The organism is Dorea sp. 210702-DFI.3.125 (genome assembly GCF_020560945.1).
GTDB lineage: Bacteria > Bacillota > Clostridia > Lachnospirales > Lachnospiraceae > Dorea > Dorea formicigenerans.
On record NZ_JAJCNF010000027.1, the window covers coordinates 35243 to 53280 of the forward strand.

The window sequence follows — 18038 nt, forward strand, 5'->3', positions numbered from 1 at the left end:
GGTAATTATATGAATAAAGTTATTTTGATGGGACGCCTGACCAGAGATCCAGAAGTGAGATATTCACAGGGTGGAGAGAATTCTCTGGCAATTGCGAGATATACGTTGGCAGTAGACAGAAGATTCAAACGTAATGGTGATGAACAGACTGCTGACTTCATCGGTTGCGTTGCGTTTGGACGAAACGCTGAGTTCGCTGAGAAGTATTTCCGTCAGGGACTGAAGGTTGTTGTGACCGGACGTATCCAGACAGGAAGCTACACGAACAAAGATGGACAGAAGGTATATACAACAGACGTTGTAGTGGAAGAACAGGAATTTGCTGAGAGCAAAGCTACAAGTGATGCCAACGCGGGAAGTTTTTCCCATGCAGGTGGTTTCCAGCAGGCACCGGCTCCGACGCCGGCAGCTGACGCAGGTGACGGCTTCATGAATATTCCAGATGGAATTGATGAAGAACTCCCATTTAACTAAGGTTCGTTGAATTTAGAAGATTCAAAGTATTAGGAGGCAAATAAAATGGCTTACGATAAAGCAGCTCGTCCAGAGGGCGGATTCAAAAGAAGAAATCCAGGACGCAGAAGAAAAAAAGTATGCGTATTCTGTGGTAAAGAGAATAACGAGATCGATTACAAAGATGTAGCAAAGTTAAGAAAGTATGTTTCTGAGAGAGGAAAAATCCTTCCAAGAAGAATTACAGGAAACTGTGCAAAACATCAGAGAGCTCTTACAGTAGCAATCAAGAGAGCTCGTCACGTTGCATTAATGCCATACGTGCAGGATTAATCAGTAGTTAATATTTGCCGTCACATCCATAAGGATGTGGCGGTTTTTGCATAGTAGAAAAATTTATTTTTTACTATGCAAAAAAGTATTATACAAAAAGCTTCTGACAGAAATATATACAAATAGACGTGACTTCAAAAGTATGGTATGATTTCTGTAAGTGGGTATTGTTATGTCAAAAAGAATATCGTAATTACGAAAGTTCAAACAGGAGGTATGTAATAAATTATGAAGAAACCAGTATTAGTAATTATGGCGGCAGGAATGGGGAGCCGTTACGGTGGACTGAAACAGATTGATCCGGTGGATGCGAAAGGACGCATCATTATGGATTTTTCCATCTTTGATGCAAAACGCGCTGGATTTGAGAAGGTAATTTTTATCATTAAGAAAGAGCAGGAAGACTTATTCCGCGAGGCAGTTGGCGACCGCGTGTCAGAATACATGGAAGTGTCTTATGCATATCAGGAAATCAATAATATTCCGGCAGGTTTTCAGGTGCCGGAAGGACGTGTGAAACCATGGGGAACAGCACATGCAGTTTATAGCTGTAAGGACATGATTGATGGCCCGTTTGCAGTTATCAATGCAGACGATTATTATGGAAGAGAGGCATTCCAGCTCATTTATGATTATCTGAATAGCCATGAAGATGATGATAAGTTCCGTTACACTATGGTAGGCTACAAGCTTTGCAACACTGTTACAGAAAATGGATATGTATCCCGTGGTGTGTGTGAGATGAACGAGGCTGGGGAACTGATCGGAATTCGTGAAAGAACACGTATTGAGCATCATGAGAACGGAATAGCATTTACAGAAGATGACGGTGCTACATGGACACATCTAGACGATGACACAACGGTTTCTATGAATATGTGGGGATTCTCAAAAAGTATTCTTGATGAGATTGAGAAAGGATTCCCGGCATTCCTTGAGAAGGGACTGAAAGAGAATCCTATGAAATGTGAATATTATCTGCCGGGAGTAGTCAGCGACCTGTTAGGAGAGAATCGTGCGACAGTTGCAGTTCTGAAATCAGCAGACAAATGGTATGGAGTTACATACAAAGAAGACAAACCGGTTGTTATGGAAGCAATCCGCAAGATGGAAGAAGAAGGACTGTACCCGGCTTAAAATATGTAAAGTTGCCGAAGCAATTGGGAAGTGCTATAATAAGACAAAAATGAAACTTCTTGATATCAGATCAGAAAGCAGACATTGATATTGAGTGGAAAAATCATTACAAAGTAATGGAAGGTAAGATATCAATTCTTATATGGAGGAGATTAAGATGGCAAAAATATTAATTACAGGTGGAGCAGGATATATTGGAAGTCATACTGCATTGGAACTTTTGAAGGAGGGTTACGAGGTAGTTGTATATGATAATCTCTGCAACTCCTCCCAGGAGTCTATGAAGCGCGTAGAAGAGCTTACAGGTAAGACAATCACATTTTACGAGGGAGATATTCTGAACGCTGAAACTTTAAAAGCCATGTTTGAAAAAGAGCAGGTAGATGCAGTTATTCACTGTGCAGCGCTTAAAGCAGTCGGAGAATCTGTAAGAAAGCCTCTGGAATATTATCAAAATAATATTACAGGAACACTGACGCTTATGAAAGTCATGCGCGAAGTTGGCGTGAAGAATATTGTATTTAGTTCTTCTGCAACTGTATATGGTAATCCGGAGACAATGCCGATTACAGAGGACTGCCCGAAAGGACAGTGTACAAATCCATATGGCTGGACAAAATCTATGATGGAGCAGATCATGACAGACGTTCAGGCTGCTGATCCGGAATGGAATGTAGTATTACTCCGTTACTTTAATCCGGTCGGAGCACATGAGAGCGGACGAATCGGGGAAGATCCGAAAGGAATCCCGAACAATCTGATGCCATACATTTCTCAGGTGGCAGTTGGAAAACTTGAAAAATTAGGAGTATTTGGTGATGACTATGATACACCGGACGGCACAGGAGTACGTGATTACATTCACGTTGTGGATCTGGCAGTTGGTCATGTAAAAGCAATCAAATACATTTTCTCGAATCCGGGACTGGATATCATCAATCTGGGAACAGGTGTTGGTTATTCTGTATTGGATATGGTAAAAGCATTTAGCAAGGCATGTGGAAAAGAAATTCCATATGAAATCAAACCGAGACGTGAAGGAGATATTGCAATGTGCTATGCGGATCCTTCGAAAGCTGCGAAAGTACTTGGCTGGAAGGCTGAGAGAGGTCTGGAACAGATGTGCGAAGATGCATGGCGCTGGCAGTCACAGAACCCGGAGGGGTATAGAGGATAAAGACTATGGATGAAGGCTTGAGCAAGAAGCGAGGGGCGCATATCAGTGGCAGACTGAAGAACTACATGCGTTGGCCGATCGCGATGGCGATCATGCTTCTCCTATTGAATTTGTGGATCTATTGCATTGATATCAAAGCCGGTACACTCATGTTGATATTTATGCTGATTTATATAGTCGGCATTGGGATTTTGTATGTATACAGCCGATCACTGATCATGAAAGATCTGATTGAATTTGCAGCTCAGTATGGTGTTGTACAGAATACGCTTTTAAAGGAATTGTCTGTTCCATATGCAATTCTTCTGGAGGACGGACAGCTCTTGTGGATGAATGATCAGTTTGAACGGTTGTTTGGAGATACAGCGCAGAAAGATAAGTATCTGAGCAGATATATACCAGAGTTGAACCGGAGCATTTTCCCAAAAGAAGAAAATGACGTGGTAGAGATGGATGTCTACTATGAGGACCGTGAGTATAAGGCGGAATTAAGACGTGTGTCTGTGGAAGGATTCAGCGAGACAGAGCAGCTCCTGGAATTGCCGGCAGAGCGAGAGTATTTTATTGCGGTTTACCTTCAGGATGTGACGGAACTGAACCGGTATATTAAGGAAAATGAAGAGCAGCGGCTGGTTGCAGGCTTGATCTATATTGATAATTATGATGAAGTCATGAATAGTGTAGAGGAAGTCAGACAGTCACTTTTAGTTGCGCTGGTGGATCGCAAGATCAACCAGTATATTGCAAAAGCAGACGGAATCGTAAAGAAAACCGAGACGGACAAATATTTTATTGCTTTGAAGAAGCAAGAGTTCAAGAGACTGGAGGATGACAAATTCTCTCTTCTTGAGGATGTAAAAACAGTCAATATCGGTAATCAGATTCCATTGACACTGAGTATTGGTCTGGGACTCAGTGCAGGTAATTATTCCCAAAGTTATAATTATGCCCGTGTTGCCATTGATCTGGCTCTTGCCAGAGGCGGCGATCAGGCTGTTATCAAAGACTGCCATGGTATTACATATTATGGCGGCAAGCGTGAGATGACTGCAAAGAACACGCGTGTCAAAGCCCGTGTTAAAGCAGAAGCATTGCGAGAGTATATTACAGTCAATGACAAGATATTTGTCATGGGACATACACTGACAGATGTAGATTCTTTTGGTGCAGCTATCGGTATCTGCAGAGCGGCAAATGCTCTTGGGAAAAAGGCAAATGTGGTGATCAATGAGGTGTCAGCATCTCTTAGACCACTCTATAATATGTATATTAATAGTCCGTCTTACCCGGACGATCTGTTCCTGACATCAGAACAGGCATTGAACCTGGCGGATGAGAATTCCATGGTCGTAGTTGTGGATACGAACCGCCCGAAGATGGTAGAATGTGAAGAACTTTTGTATCTGGCAAAGACGATTGTCGTACTGGATCATCACCGTCAGAGCAGTGATAGTATTGATAATGCATTATTGTCTTATATTGAACCTTATGCTTCGTCAGCATGTGAGATGGTATCTGAGATCCTGCAGTACATTGTAGATGATATTCAGATTCCGAATCTGGAGGCAAGCAGTATGTATGCCGGTATCATGATCGATACGAACAGTTTTATGAATCGTACCGGAGTGCGTACATTTGAAGCGGCAGCATTTCTCAGAAGATCCGGAGCAGATATCACACTTGTGCGTAAGATGTTCAGGGATGACATGGAAGGATACCGCGCAAAAGCTGCAATTATCAGCAGTGCAGAGGTATATCAGAAAAAATTTGCCATTGCGACAGGTACAGATCTTCAGGTGGAGAGTCCGACGATCATCGGAGCACAGGCGGCAAATGAACTTCTGGATATCAGTGAGATTAAAGCGTCCTTTGTATTGACAGAATATAATGGAAAGATTTATGTGAGTGCCCGTTCCATCGATGAGGTCAATGTTCAGGTCATTATGGAAAAGTTAGGCGGCGGCGGTCATATGAATGCTTCGGGAGCGCAGTTCAATCATACGGATATGGACGAGGCTGTTGCATGTCTGAAGCAGGTTCTGGATAATATGATAAAAGAAGGAGATATATAGACATGAAGGTTATTTTGAAAGAAGACGTAAAAGCCCTTGGGAAAAAAGGGGATGTAGTAGAGGTAAGTGACGGATACGCAAGAAACTTTATCCTGAAGACAGGAAAAGGTGTAGAAGCTAACGGTAAGAATTTAAATGATTTGAAACTTAAGAAGGCGAATGATGATAAAGTAGCACAGGAACACTATGAGGCTGCTGTAGAATTAGGAAAGAAGATCGAGGCAGGTAAGATCCAGGTTTCCATCAAAACCGGAGAAGGCGGGAAAGTATTTGGCTCTGTATCCTCCAAAGAAATTGCAGCAGAGGTAAAATCTCAGCTTGGGCTGGAAGTAGATAAAAAGAAAGTGCAGTTAAAAGATCCGATCAAATCTCTTGGAACACACAATGTGCCGATTAAATTACATCCAAAAGTAACTACAGAGCTGAAAGTTGTAGTTACAGAGGAAGCTTAGGAGGAAACCGTACATGGAAGAGGCACTCATTAAGCGGGTCATGCCCCACAGTGTCGAAGCGGAACAGTCAGTAGTCGGAGCGATGCTGATGGACAAGGATGCGATTACAACTGCATCAGAGATCATCAGTGGTCAGGATTTTTATCAGACATCTTACGGAGTGGTATTTGATTCCATGGTGGAACTTTTTAATGAAGGAAAGCCGGTCGATCTGGTCACACTTCAGGAACGTCTGAAAGAAAAAGATGTACCGCCGGAGATTTCCAGTCTGGAATTTGTAAGGGATCTGGTCAATGCAGTACCGACCTCTGCAAATGTAAAATATTATGCGGAGATCGTGGCAGATAAGGCAATGATGCGAAAACTTATCAAGCTGACCGAGTCAATTGCAAATACTTGTTATGTCGGGAAAGAATCTCTTCCGGTAATTATGGAACAGACGGAGAAATCGGTATTTGAATTATTACAGCACCGCAATACCGGAGATTATGTTCCAATCAAAGATGTTGTATTAAATGCGCTGGAACGAATCGAGAAAGCTTCAAAGAATAAAGGAACTGTTACAGGAATCCCGACAGGATTTATTGATTTAGATTACAAATTATCCGGCCTTCAGCCGTCAGATCTTGTTCTTGTAGCGGCCCGTCCGTCTATGGGTAAGACAGCGTTCGTACTGAATATTGCCCAGTATGTTGCATTTAAGAAAAATAAAGGTGTTGCCATTTTCAGTCTTGAGATGTCAAAGGAACAGTTGGTGAACCGTATGTTTTCTCTGGAATCCCAGGTAGATGCACAGGCACTCAGAACCGGTAATCTAAAAGATTCCGAGTGGGAGAAGCTAATCGAAGGAGCCGGAATTATCGGAAAGTCACACCTTGTGATTGACGATACACCAGGTATTTCCGTATCCGAACTTCGTTCAAAATGTAGGAAATATAAACTGGAGCAGGATCTTCAGCTTGTCATCATTGACTACTTGCAGTTGATGAGTGGAAGTGTAGGTGGGAAATCCGAGTCCAGACAGCAGGAGATTTCTGAAATCTCCCGTTCACTAAAGGCTCTTGCAAGAGAGTTAAATGTACCGGTCATTGCATTGTCACAGCTCAGCCGTGCGGTAGAGTCAAGACCGGATAAACGCCCGATGCTTTCTGACCTCCGTGAGTCCGGAGCTATCGAGCAGGACGCCGACGTTGTAATGTTTATTTATCGTGATGAGTATTATAATAAAGATTCCGAATTTAAGAAACAGGCCGAGATTATTATAGCAAAACAGAGAAACGGTCCGGTAGGGACCGTTAATCTGGCTTGGCTTGGTGAATACACGAAGTTTGCAAATTTAAGCAGGCAGGAATAGCCGTTTTAATTTGCCGATTGGACCAGCTTCAGCTGCAGCTTTCCGATAGGATTGCTGTTGTCTGATGAGCTGGTCTATTTTTTTGAACTGTTCATCCTCCTGCCGTTCCTTTGCATCCAACAGAAAAGACATTTCCCGACTAAACATCTGCATCAAGACTTCGTTATTGTTTTCCAGCATTCTTTTCATATGTAACTGCTCACGAGTGCGCCGGATATCAGGAATGACGGCTTTTAGTTCTTCAAAAGGGACTCCTTGTTCATAGAGTTCTCTAATACAGCCGTAAAGCCTGGCATCGTCCCGGGTCTCTTTTCTTAGTTGTTCCAGAGCATTGCCCATAATAAAACCCCCTTATTCAATTAAGATTTCTTTGCAAAAGGATAGATTCCCTTTGCCTGTCCCAAGAATAGCATATGAAAAGTGCAAAAAAAGTCAAAACGTGGGGCAAGAAAAAAGAATGTTCCTGAACCGGAACATTCTTTTTGCGTTTAAATCTTATATGTGTGGAATCTTATGCCTCGGAAATTGCTCCTACTGGGCACTGTGCTGCACATGCACCACAGTCGATACAAGCATCAGCGTTGATCTCGTATTTGCCATCTCCTTCAGAAATAGCGCTTACTGGACATTCTGCTTCGCAGCTTCCACATGAAATACAATCGTCTCCAATTACGTGTGCCATGGGTAATTACCTCCTTTTTCATAAATATGTTGAATAGACATAGACATTTTCGTCTGCTACTATCATAATACAAAAAAATCAATTATACAAGCAGTATATTGTGAAAAAAATAATCAATAAGACATGTGAGAGAAATATTTAAGAAATTCTTTAAAAAAAAATTCAAGCTTTTTTCGCGAATATGGTGTATAGTGTTTAAGTGGAAAATAAGATGCATGACAATTGTTAAGGGGATTGGTATTATGAAGAAAAGATGCAAGATGATCATCGCACTGCTTAGTGCAGCTATGGTGCTGACTGCATGTGCGAAAAATACATCAGACACAGATAGCAATAAGGCAAATGATACAAAGACGCAGGATACTTCAAAAGATGCGGCACAAGACGATACGGAGACAGAAAAGACGAAGGAATATCAGGCAAAGCTGAATATGATCGAACCTTCTGCATACAGAGATGCCAGCGGATTATCGCTTGAAGAAGGCGCTTACATTTCCATTATTGGAAAAGGGACAAATGACGATTTCTGGGTGCAGGTAAAAAAAGGTGCCGAGCAGGCAGGTAAAGATATCAATGAGCAGCTTGGCTACAAAGGGAAAAAAGCAGTCAAGGTCGTGTATAGCGGTCCATCTGATAAGGACAATGTGGATGAGCAAGTTAATATTCTGGATGAGGAGTTATCCCGTTATCCGGCAGCTTTGGCAATTTCTATTGCAGACGCCAAAGCATGCGAAGTGCAGTTCGATCAAGCCGGTTGGAATGGGACACCAATTGTAACATTTGATTCAAGCAGTGATTATCCGGGAATCAGTGCATTTGTCTCAACAGATAACAGTGCAAGTGCAACAGAAGCAGCAAACCGACTGGCGGAGGCAATGGGGGAATCCGGAGAAGTCATGCTTTTTATGCAGGACTCGAAATCGCAGGTAGCCCAGACAAGGGAAAATGCATTTGTAAGCCAGATTCAGAGCACATATCCGAATATCACGATTGTAGAGACATACCATATGGATCAGATTGACACTTACAAAAACCAGATGATACAGGAGTTAGCAACGGACAAGCAGGCAGCGGATATTACGGAAGAGGAAGTGATTGATTATTTGTTTGAAAAACACCCGAATGTAAAGGGATGTTTTGCAAGTAACAGTGACGCTATGGAACTGGTGCTCGATGAGATGGAGAGAAAGAATGTATCACCATTCATAGTCGGATATGATGTGAATGATGATTCGATGGAAGCATTGAAAGCAGGAAAGATTGACGGACTTGTTGTACAGAATCCGTTCGGTATGGGGTATGCGGCAACGATTGCTTCTGCAAGAGCAGCGCTGAATATGGGAAATGAAGCATTTGTCAATACAGGATATGTGTGGGTAACAAAGCAGAATCTGAATGATGAAGCGGTTCAGAGTATTCTGAATTAAGAGGAAAATGATATGATTACGAGTACGTCGAATGCGAAAGTCAAACGACTGGTGAATTTAAAAAAGAAGAAAAAGCTCAGAGATGAAGAAGGTGTCTTCCTTGTAGAAGGTATCCGCATGTTCCGGGAAGTGCCAAAAGACCGTCTGGTGGAAGTTTATGCATCGGAAGAGTTCTGGAATCGGGAGCGTAAGGCTGTAGAACAGGTATTGGCAGGAACGAAAGTGCAGCCGGAGATTCTGGCAGATTTTGTTTTTGAATATGTGTCTGACACGAAGACGCCGCAGGGGATTCTTTGCCTGGTGCGTCAGAAACAATACAGCATCACTGAGATTGTGAAGGAAAAAGGTGGGGAATTACCACTTCTTCTTGTATTGGATCAGATTCAGGATCCTGGAAATCTGGGAACTATTGTACGGACAGCAGAGGGCGCAGGAGTGACGGGGATTGTAATGAGTCAGGACTGTGTAGATATGTACAATCCGAAGGTAGTCCGTTCTACGATGGGGGCGGCTTATCGTGTACCATTCTGCTATGTGGATGATCTGGCAGAGGAAGTAAAGCAGATGAAAGAAGCAGGAATCTGCACATATGCGGCCCATTTGGAAGGGAAAAATTCCTACGATGAAGAAGATTATCGCAAAGCCAGTGCATTTCTGATAGGAAATGAAGGAAATGGTCTCCGTGATGAGGTGGCAGATCAGGCACAGGTGTATATCCGTATTCCGATGAAGGGACAGGTAGAGTCTCTGAATGCGGCAGTGGCTACGGCAATTCTGACATTCGAGGCAGCAAGACAGAGACGATAAGATAAATAAATGATGAGAAAAAAGCAACGAATGCCGAGAGGGATTCGTTGCTTTATTATGCAAAGTATAGTAATATGATACTAAGCCGTTAAGCTGGGATTTTCCTCAAAATGACATGGAAAATGATATGGAAAAGGACAGCTTTGGAAAGCATAGAGTGATAGAAGGATTTGTGTCAGTACTATGTGGTCGTGAATCTTGAATGAAGGAGGGGCAGATTATGCAGACGACGGTTATCTGGTTAAGCTTATTTGTACTGTTTCTGGTTATCGAGATCATTACGATGGGGCTTACGACTATCTGGTTCGCAGGAGGAGCATTAGTTGCATTTCTTGTGGCAGTACTGGGGTTGGGACTAGGAGTGCAGATTATAATATTTGCAATTGTATCTTTGGCACTTCTGGCAGTGACAAGACCGCTTGCCATGAAGTACTTTAACCAAGAGAGACAAAAGACCGGAGCAGAGCTTCTGATCGGACAGAAAGCACTTGTAATTGAAGAGATTGACACACTTTCGTCAAAAGGACGTGTGGAGGTGCGCGGGCAGGAGTGGGCTGCGAAGACAGATGCCCCGGAAGGAAAGATCCCAAAGAATGCAATTGTAGTAGTTGAAGGTATTCAGGGAGTGAAACTGATTGTAAGGAATGGAGAGGAGACGAAGATATGATGGCAGCAGTAATGGGAACATTTTTAGTGATTATTTTAATTATTGTTATGGTATTACTGATTTCCTGTGTGAAGATCGTAAGACAGGCGCAGGCACTTGTAATTGAGAGACTGGGAGCATACCAGGCAACGTGGGGAACCGGACTTCACTTTAAACTTCCGATCGTGGATCGTGTTGCAAGAAGAGTGGATATGAAAGAGCAGGTTGTAGATTTTGCGCCACAGCCGGTTATCACAAAAGATAATGTAACAATGAGAATCGATACCGTTGTATTTTACCAGATTACAGATCCGAAGATGTTCTGTTATGGAGTGGCAAATCCGATCATGGCGATCGAGAACCTGACAGCGACAACTCTTCGTAATATTATCGGAGATCTGGAGCTGGATCAGACACTGACTTCCCGCGAAACGATTAATACGAAGATGCGGGCATCTCTGGATGTGGCAACAGATCCATGGGGAATCAAAGTGAACCGTGTAGAGCTTAAGAATATTATTCCTCCGGCAGCTATCCAAGATGCCATGGAAAAGCAGATGAAAGCAGAGCGCGAGAGACGTGAAGCAATCTTACGTGCAGAGGGAGAGAAAAAATCTACGATTCTTGTTGCAGAGGGACATAAAGAATCTGCAATTCTGGATGCTGAGGCTGAGAAGCAAGCTGCAATCTTACGTGCAGAGGCGCAGAAAGAGGCTATGATCCGTGAGGCAGAAGGTCAGGCTGAGGCGATTATGAAAGTACAGCAGGCAAATGCAGACGGTATCCGCTTCCTGAAAGAAGCAGGAGCAGACGAGGCAGTTCTTACAATGAAGAGCCTGGAAGCATTTGAAAAAGCTGCAGATGGAAAGGCTACAAAGATTATTATTCCATCTGAGATCCAGGGAATCGCAGGACTGGTGAAGAGCATCAAAGAAGTCGCAGTTGATGATACACAGAAATAATAAATATGACAGAATGACAGCAAGTCGGATAAGAGACGGCTTGTAAATATACAGAAAGAAGGACATAAGAGAGATGGATTTAAAGGGAAGAAATTTTCTGACACTGAAAGATTTTACACCAGAGGAGATCACATACATGCTGGATCTTGCGGCGGATCTCAAGGATAAGAAGAAAAAAGGTATTCCAGTCGATAAATACAGAGGCATGAATGTAGCGCTGATTTTTGAAAAGACAAGTACAAGAACACGTTGTGCATTTGAAGTGGCAGCACATGACATGGGCATGGGAACAACTTATCTTGATCCGACAGGATCACAGATCGGCAAGAAAGAAAGTATTGAAGACACAGCAAGAGTTCTCGGAAGAATGTTCGATGGAATTGAGTACCGTGGATTTGGTCAGGAGATTGTAGAAGACCTTGCAAAATATGCAGGAGTTCCAGTATGGAACGGACTGACAAATGAGTATCACCCGACACAGATGCTGGCAGATATGTTGACGATCCGTGAGCATTTCGGACATTTAAAAGGAATAAAACTGGTGTACATGGGTGATGCAAGATACAATATGGGTAACTCTCTTATGATCGCATGTGCGAAACTGGGAATGCATTTTGTAGCATGTACCTCTAAGAATTATTTCCCAAATGCAGAGCTTGTTGAAACTTGCCAGGGATATGCAAAGGAAAGCGGAGCAACCATCACTCTGACAGAAGATGTAGAGAGCGGAACAAAAGATGCAGATGTTATCTACACAGATGTATGGGTATCTATGGGAGAGCCTGACGAAGTCTGGGAGGAGCGTATCCGCGAGTTGTCACCATATAAAGTAACAAAGAAAGTTATGGAGAATGCAGGAGAGAAATCAATCTTTCTTCACTGCCTGCCGGCATTCCATGATCTGAAGACAAAGATCGGCAAACAGATTTACGAGAAATATGGTCTGACAGATATGGAAGTTACAGACGAAGTATTCGAGTCTTCCCAGTCAAAAGTATTTGATGAGGCAGAGAACCGTATGCATACGATCAAAGCAGTTATGGTAGCGACACTCGGCGAGAGATAAGCATAAGATCAATGAAATGACAAGGCATTCGAGAAATGTCTGAATATAGAAAAAGATAAGAAGAGATAAAAGATGAAATCAGAAATATTACGCTTATTAAAAGAAAGTGATGATTACATCTCCGGGCAGCAGATGTGCGACAGATTCCATGTGTCCAGAACGGCTGTATGGAAAGCGATAGAACAATTAAAAAAAGAAGGTTACGAGATAGAGGCGGTGCGCAATAGAGGGTACCGCCTTCTCGAAAGTCCGGATATTATGTCGGAGGCGGAGATCCGAAGCCTTATGGATACAGAATGGGCAGGAAAGAATATTGTTTATTTTGATGAGATTGATTCTACGAATAATCGGGCAAAAGAGCTGGGTGAGAAAGACGGTGCTCATGGAACACTTTTTGTGGCAGATCGTCAGGTGGCTGGAAAAGGGAGAAGAGGCCGTGTGTGGGAATCCCCAAAAGGAATCAGCATTTATATGACAATTCTGCTCCGGCCAGATCTGATACCGACAAAGGCACCGATGCTGACATTAGTTATGGCACAGAGTGTGGCAGAAGGTATCCGGGAAGTGACCGGCATGGAGACTGGAATCAAATGGCCGAACGATATTGTTATGAATAAAAAGAAGGTCTGCGGAATTTTGACAGAGATGAGTACGGAGATTGATTATATCAACTATGTGGTCATCGGTGTAGGAATCAATGTCAATCAGAAAGTATTTGACGAGGAACTGAAAGAGAAAGCCACCTCCCTTATGATTGAGACAGGGGCACCGGTAAAACGTTCCGCACTGATTGCAGCTGTCATGAAGCATTTTGAAATAAATTATGCACTTTTTATGGAAAATGGTGATTTGTCCGGATTACAGGAGAGTTATAATGAGATGCTTGTAAACCGGGGAAAAGAAGTACGGATTCTGGAGCCGGGAAATGAATATAATGCCCATGCATATGGAATCAACGAGACAGGAGAATTAATCGTACGCACACAAAAAGGCGAAGAAAAACATATATTTGCAGGAGAAGTATCTGTAAGAGGGATTTATGGGTACGTATAATCCCAGGACATAAGTTTGTGTGACGTGAGAAGCCTGACAGGATTTTGCCTGGTGTTACACGGCTTAGAAATTATAAAAAAGGAGTAGTTTATGTATCAGGATAAGGTTGTGCTTTGTGGCGCGAATTCATATGAAGAAAAATATTATCTGAACCCGGATTTTGACAGACTTCCGGATCATGTAAAGGATGAGCTGAAGATCATGTGTGTACTGTATGTAAATGATGTAGGCGGAATTCTGACACTCGTATTTGAAGAAGACGGAGAATTGTGTTTCGAAGTGACTTCCGAGGACTTTGATCCAACATTTGATGATATTGGAAGCCATCTGAAAATCAAGCAGATCCAGAGAGAAAAGCAGGATCTGTTAGAAGCACTGCAGTTGTATTACCGAGTATTTTTTCTGGGAGAGGAGATTGAATAGATGCTGTTAGTTATCGATGTTGGAAATACAAACATTACATTAGGAGTATTTAACGGTGAGAATTTGTCAGCAACATTTCGCATGACTACGAAGATACAGAGGACTTCTGATGAGTATGGAATTGCGTTAAATGAACTGATCTGGCATCAAGGATTTGAAAAGTCAGATATTGATGCCTGTATTGTAGCATCAGTTGTGCCGGACATTATGCATTCTCTTGGAAGTGCCATGATCAAATATTTCGGAATCAAGCCAATCGTAGTTTCCGCCGGAATCAAGACCGGGCTGAAGATAAAGACTGAAAATCCAAAACAGGTCGGAGCAGACCGTATTGTTGATGCAGTGGCAGCATATACACTTCACGGCGGACCAGTCATCGTGATTGATTATGGAACTGCTACAACTTACGATGTAGTAGGAGCGGATGGAACATTTGAGGCAGCAGTTATCGCTCCGGGAATCCGCACCTCTGCACAGGCAATGTGGAATCAGGCAGCAATGCTCCCGGCAGTCGAGATTAAGAAACCAGAATCCATTTTAGCAAAAGAGACCATTTCCTGTATGCAGGCCGGAATTGTATTCGGACAGATTGGGCAGACAGAGTATATCGTCAAGAAGATAAAAGAAGAGTCCGGATATGTAGATGCAAAAGTTGTAGCAAGCGGCGGTCTCGGTAAGATCATTGCAAAAGAGACAGATATCATCGACGTATACGATCCACAGCTTACATTAAAAGGATTACGGATGATTTACGAGAAAAATAAACGTTAAAATAATAACGGGGGACGTAGTAAAATGCCAAAGTACTACGTCCCCAATTAGTAAAAGGGTGTCCCTAATTAATTAAAGAGGTGTCTCAAATTGGAAATAGGAAATTTAAAATTAGAGAATCCGTACATTCTGGCTCCTATGGCAGGCGTGACAGACCTGCCTTTTCGTTTGCTCTGTAAAGAACAGGGGGCGGGGCTTTTATGTATGGAAATGATCAGTGCGAAAGCACTGCAATATAAGAATAAAAATACAAAAGTGCTACTTGCGATCCACCCGCAGGAGTATCCGGTATCATTACAGTTATTTGGTTCAGATCCTAAGATTATCAGCGAGCAGGCGAAGAGAATTGAAGACCTGCCGTTTCAGATTCTGGACATTAATATGGGGTGTCCGGTTCCAAAAGTCGTGAAGAATGGAGAGGGGTCTGCGCTCATGAAGAATCCGAAGCTGGTGTTTGAAATCGTATCACAGCTTGTGAAAGCGATTGAAAAACCAGTGACGGTTAAGATTCGAAAAGGTTTTGATGATGATCATATAAATGCGGTGGAAATCGCGAAGATTGCAGAGGAAGCTGGGGCATCAGCGGTTGTAGTTCATGGAAGAACAAGAGAACAGTATTATTCCGGCGAGGCGGATTGGGATATTATCCGTCAGGTGAAAGAGGCAGTGCATATTCCGGTTATTGGAAATGGAGATGTGACGTCTGCCGAAAAGGCAGCGGAAATGCGGAAGATCACAGGCTGTGACGGCGTGATGATAGGACGTGGTGTTCAGGGAAATCCATGGATTTTCCGAGAGCTGGCTGAGTATGACAGAACCGGAACAATTCCACCAAGACCGACACAAGAAGAAATTCGGAATATGATGCTTCGGCATGCAAGAATGCAGTTGGAATTCAAAGGAGAGTACCTTGGAATCCGGGAAATGCGTAAGCATGTGGCATGGTATGTAAAAGGAATGAAAGGTGCAGCGAAGTTCCGCGCACAGATCAATCAGGTAGAATCTTACGAAGAGCTGGAAGAATTGTTGAAGATGTTAATAAAATAGAAAGAATTTGTAATTGCAACATCATAAAAAGACTATAGACTGCGTATACTTTATCGTGCAAAATGATTGACAATAGTCGGCTGGTTTTGTATAATAATGAAATTGTGAAAGTATCTTTATTTTCAAGAAAGGGAGCAAAAGAATACCATGGAAGCAAAGAAGAAATTACTTACTTATGCAGGATTAAAAGCACTTGAAGAGGAGTTAGAGAATCTGAAAGTTGTTAAGCGTAAGGAAGTTGCTGCAAAGATAAAAGAAGCTAGAGAACAGGGAGATTTATCAGAGAATGCGGAGTATGATGCTGCAAAAGATGAGCAGCGTGATATTGAGGCTCGTATCGAGGAGCTGGAAGCAATTCTCAAGAACGCTGAAGTCGTTGTAGAAGATGAAGTTGATTTTGATAAGATTAACGTAGGATGTACAGTAAAGGCATATGACATCACATTTGACGAAGAAATCGAATTCAAATTGGTAGGTTCAACAGAGGCTAACAGTCTGGAAGGAAAGATTTCAAACGAGTCACCAGTTGGACATGCCCTGATCGGCAAGACGATGGGAGATGTTGTAGAAGTGGAGACACAGGCTGGAGTTATGCAGTACAAAGTACTGGATATTACACGTACAGTATAAGAAAAGGAAGAGAGGAGAATCGCAGTGGGAGATCAGCAGAAGAATACACAGGAACCTGACGTAAATCAGCTTAGAAAGGTTCGTCGTGAGAAACTTGCAGATTTACAGGCAAACGGAAAGAATCCATTTGAGATCACAAAGTATGATGTGACTTGTCATGCAACAGATATTAAAGAAAATTTTGAGGAGATGGAAGGAAAACACGTATCCGTAGCAGGACGTGTGATGCAGAAGCGTGTTATGGGAAAAGCTTCTTTCTGTAACATTTTAGACCTCAGCGGAAATATTCAGTCTTATGTTGCAAGAGACAGTATCGGAGAAGAGTCATATAAGGATTTCAAGAAACTGGATATCGGAGATATCATCGGTATTGAAGGTGAAGTATTCAAGACTAAGACCGGTGAGATTTCTATCCATGCATCTGCAGTAAAACTTCTGTCTAAGAGTCTGCAGATTCTTCCAGAGAAGTTCCACGGACTGACAAACACAGATACACGTTACCGCCAGAGATATGTAGATTTGATTGTGAACCCGGAGGTTCGTGACACATTTATTAAACGTTCCAGAATTATCAGTGCAGTTCGCCGTTATCTGGACGGACAGGGATTTATGGAAGTTGAGACTCCGATGCTGGTTGCAAATGCCGGTGGAGCTGCAGCAAGACCTTTTGAGACTCATTTTAATGCACTGAATGAGGATTTGAAGCTTCGTATTTCTCTGGAACTTTACTTAAAAAGACTGATTGTTGGTGGACTTGAGAGAGTTTACGAAATCGGACGTGTATTCCGTAACGAAGGTCTTGACACAAGACACAATCCAGAATTCACTCTGATGGAGTTATATCAGGCATATACAGATTACAACGGAATGATGGATCTGACAGAGAATCTGTACCGTCACGTTGCACAGGAAGTACTTGGAACAACGAAAATTGTTTACAAGGGAATCGAGATGGATCTCGGAGAACCATTCGAGCGTATCACGATGGTAGACGCAGTTAAAAAATATGCCGGAGTTGACTGGAATGAAGTTGAGACTCTGGAGCAGGCAAGAGAACTTGCAAAAGAGCATAATTTAGAATTCGAAGAGAGACATAAGAAAGGCGATATCCTGAACCTCTTTTTCGAGGAGTATGTAGAGGAGCATTTGCTCCAGCCTACATTCGTTATGGATCACCCGGTAGAAATTTCTCCACTTACAAAGAAGAAACCGGAAAATCCAAACTATGTAGAGAGATTTGAGTTCTTTATGAATGGCTGGGAGATGGCAAATGCTTACTCTGAGTTAAATGATCCAATTGATCAGAGAGAGCGTTTCGCTGCACAGGAAGAGGCATTTGCTGCCGGAGATGAGGAAGCAAACCATACAGATGAAGACTTCCTGAATGCACTGGAGATTGGTATGCCGCCTACAGGAGGCATCGGATTCGGTATCGACCGTATGTGTATGCTTCTGACAGGAGCTGAGGCTATCCGTGATGTGCTTCTGTTTCCGACAATGAAGTCCTTAGATGGTGTAAATAAGAAAAATGATGTAAATAATACAG

20 protein-coding genes are annotated in these 18038 nt (G+C 42.6%); 18 read left to right on the forward strand and 2 right to left on the reverse strand.

Going from position 1 to position 18038, the window contains the following annotated elements; translation table 11 throughout:
• The first annotated feature begins 9 nt into the window (after positions 1–9).
• The 7 genes from LI164_RS12285 (at position 10) to dnaB (ending at position 6978) form a co-directional block, all read left to right on the forward strand.
• A complete protein-coding gene (locus tag LI164_RS12285) occupies positions 10–474 on the forward strand; it encodes a single-stranded DNA-binding protein (RefSeq protein ID WP_005330792.1) in 465 nt (154 codons plus the stop codon).
• 45 nt (positions 475–519) lie between these two features.
• A complete protein-coding gene (gene rpsR / locus LI164_RS12290; RefSeq protein WP_005330794.1) occupies positions 520–786 on the forward strand; it encodes a 30S ribosomal protein S18 in 267 nt (88 codons plus the stop codon).
• A gap of 228 nt (positions 787–1014) precedes the next feature.
• Complete coding sequence (locus LI164_RS12295; RefSeq protein WP_005330796.1) at positions 1015–1923, forward strand: sugar phosphate nucleotidyltransferase; 909 nt, start codon at positions 1015–1017, stop codon at positions 1921–1923.
• A 157-nt stretch (positions 1924–2080) separates the two neighbouring features.
• On the forward strand, positions 2081–3100 hold the full coding sequence (galE, locus tag LI164_RS12300; protein WP_005340596.1) for a UDP-glucose 4-epimerase GalE: 1020 nt from the start codon (positions 2081–2083) through the stop codon (positions 3098–3100).
• Positions 3101–3105: 5 nt separating this feature from the next.
• Positions 3106–5172: a DHH family phosphoesterase gene (locus tag LI164_RS12305; protein ID WP_215650432.1), complete on the forward strand. Its 2067-nt coding sequence runs from the start codon at positions 3106–3108 to the stop codon at positions 5170–5172.
• Positions 5173–5174: 2 nt separating this feature from the next.
• Positions 5175–5624, forward strand: a complete 450-nt coding sequence (gene rplI, locus LI164_RS12310) for a 50S ribosomal protein L9 (RefSeq protein ID WP_005330803.1) — start codon at positions 5175–5177, stop codon at positions 5622–5624.
• Between the two features lie 13 nt (positions 5625–5637).
• Entirely contained in the window at positions 5638–6978 is a 1341-nt protein-coding gene (dnaB, locus tag LI164_RS12315) for a replicative DNA helicase (protein WP_005330805.1), read from the forward strand.
• Here dnaB and LI164_RS12320 read toward each other — a convergent pair.
• Positions 6961–7317 (reverse strand): hypothetical protein, encoded by a 357-nt coding sequence (locus LI164_RS12320; protein ID WP_147567908.1) that lies wholly within the window; start codon positions 7315–7317, stop codon positions 6961–6963. The two genes, dnaB and LI164_RS12320, sit on opposite strands and share 18 nt — an antisense overlap.
• Positions 7318–7489: 172 nt before the next feature.
• On the reverse strand, positions 7490–7660 hold the full coding sequence (locus tag LI164_RS12325; protein ID WP_005330808.1) for a DUF362 domain-containing protein: 171 nt from the start codon (positions 7658–7660) through the stop codon (positions 7490–7492).
• A 242-nt stretch (positions 7661–7902) separates the two neighbouring features.
• Here LI164_RS12325 and LI164_RS12330 point away from each other — a divergent pair, with 242 nt between their 5' ends.
• The 11 genes from LI164_RS12330 to lysS form a co-directional block, all read left to right on the forward strand.
• Positions 7903–9087 (forward strand): substrate-binding domain-containing protein, encoded by a 1185-nt coding sequence (locus LI164_RS12330; protein ID WP_227087234.1) that lies wholly within the window; start codon positions 7903–7905, stop codon positions 9085–9087.
• A gap of 12 nt (positions 9088–9099) precedes the next feature.
• The gene (gene rlmB / locus LI164_RS12335) at positions 9100–9894 is read left to right on the forward strand and encodes a 23S rRNA (guanosine(2251)-2'-O)-methyltransferase RlmB (protein ID WP_005330812.1); all 795 of its coding nucleotides are present in this window, start codon (positions 9100–9102) and stop codon (positions 9892–9894) included.
• Positions 9895–10114: 220 nt separating this feature from the next.
• Positions 10115–10561, forward strand: a complete 447-nt coding sequence (locus tag LI164_RS12340; protein ID WP_040015254.1) for an NfeD family protein — start codon at positions 10115–10117, stop codon at positions 10559–10561.
• The gene (locus tag LI164_RS12345) at positions 10558–11502 is read left to right on the forward strand and encodes an SPFH domain-containing protein (protein WP_005330816.1); all 945 of its coding nucleotides are present in this window, start codon (positions 10558–10560) and stop codon (positions 11500–11502) included. The genes LI164_RS12340 and LI164_RS12345 overlap by 4 nt, the downstream gene beginning before the upstream one ends.
• Positions 11503–11575: 73 nt before the next feature.
• A complete protein-coding gene (gene argF / locus LI164_RS12350) occupies positions 11576–12568 on the forward strand; it encodes an ornithine carbamoyltransferase (protein WP_227087235.1) in 993 nt (330 codons plus the stop codon).
• 72 nt (positions 12569–12640) lie between these two features.
• Complete coding sequence (locus LI164_RS12355; protein ID WP_029731065.1) at positions 12641–13621, forward strand: biotin--[acetyl-CoA-carboxylase] ligase; 981 nt, start codon at positions 12641–12643, stop codon at positions 13619–13621.
• 90 nt (positions 13622–13711) lie between these two features.
• Positions 13712–14044, forward strand: a complete 333-nt coding sequence (locus LI164_RS12360; RefSeq protein ID WP_005330822.1) for a DUF6145 family protein — start codon at positions 13712–13714, stop codon at positions 14042–14044.
• Positions 14045–14815 carry a type III pantothenate kinase gene (locus tag LI164_RS12365; protein ID WP_147567905.1) on the forward strand — a complete coding sequence of 257 codons (771 nt, stop codon included), beginning with the start codon at positions 14045–14047 and terminating at the stop codon, positions 14813–14815.
• Positions 14816–14905: 90 nt separating this feature from the next.
• Positions 14906–15862 carry a tRNA dihydrouridine synthase DusB gene (gene dusB / locus LI164_RS12370; RefSeq protein WP_227087236.1) on the forward strand — a complete coding sequence of 319 codons (957 nt, stop codon included), beginning with the start codon at positions 14906–14908 and terminating at the stop codon, positions 15860–15862.
• Positions 15863–16009: 147 nt separating this feature from the next.
• On the forward strand, positions 16010–16492 hold the full coding sequence (greA, locus tag LI164_RS12375; protein ID WP_227087237.1) for a transcription elongation factor GreA: 483 nt from the start codon (positions 16010–16012) through the stop codon (positions 16490–16492).
• Positions 16493–16516: 24 nt separating this feature from the next.
• Positions 16517–18038 (forward strand): lysine--tRNA ligase (gene lysS, locus LI164_RS12380; protein ID WP_227087238.1); only part of this gene is annotated, 1522 nt, incomplete at its 3' end.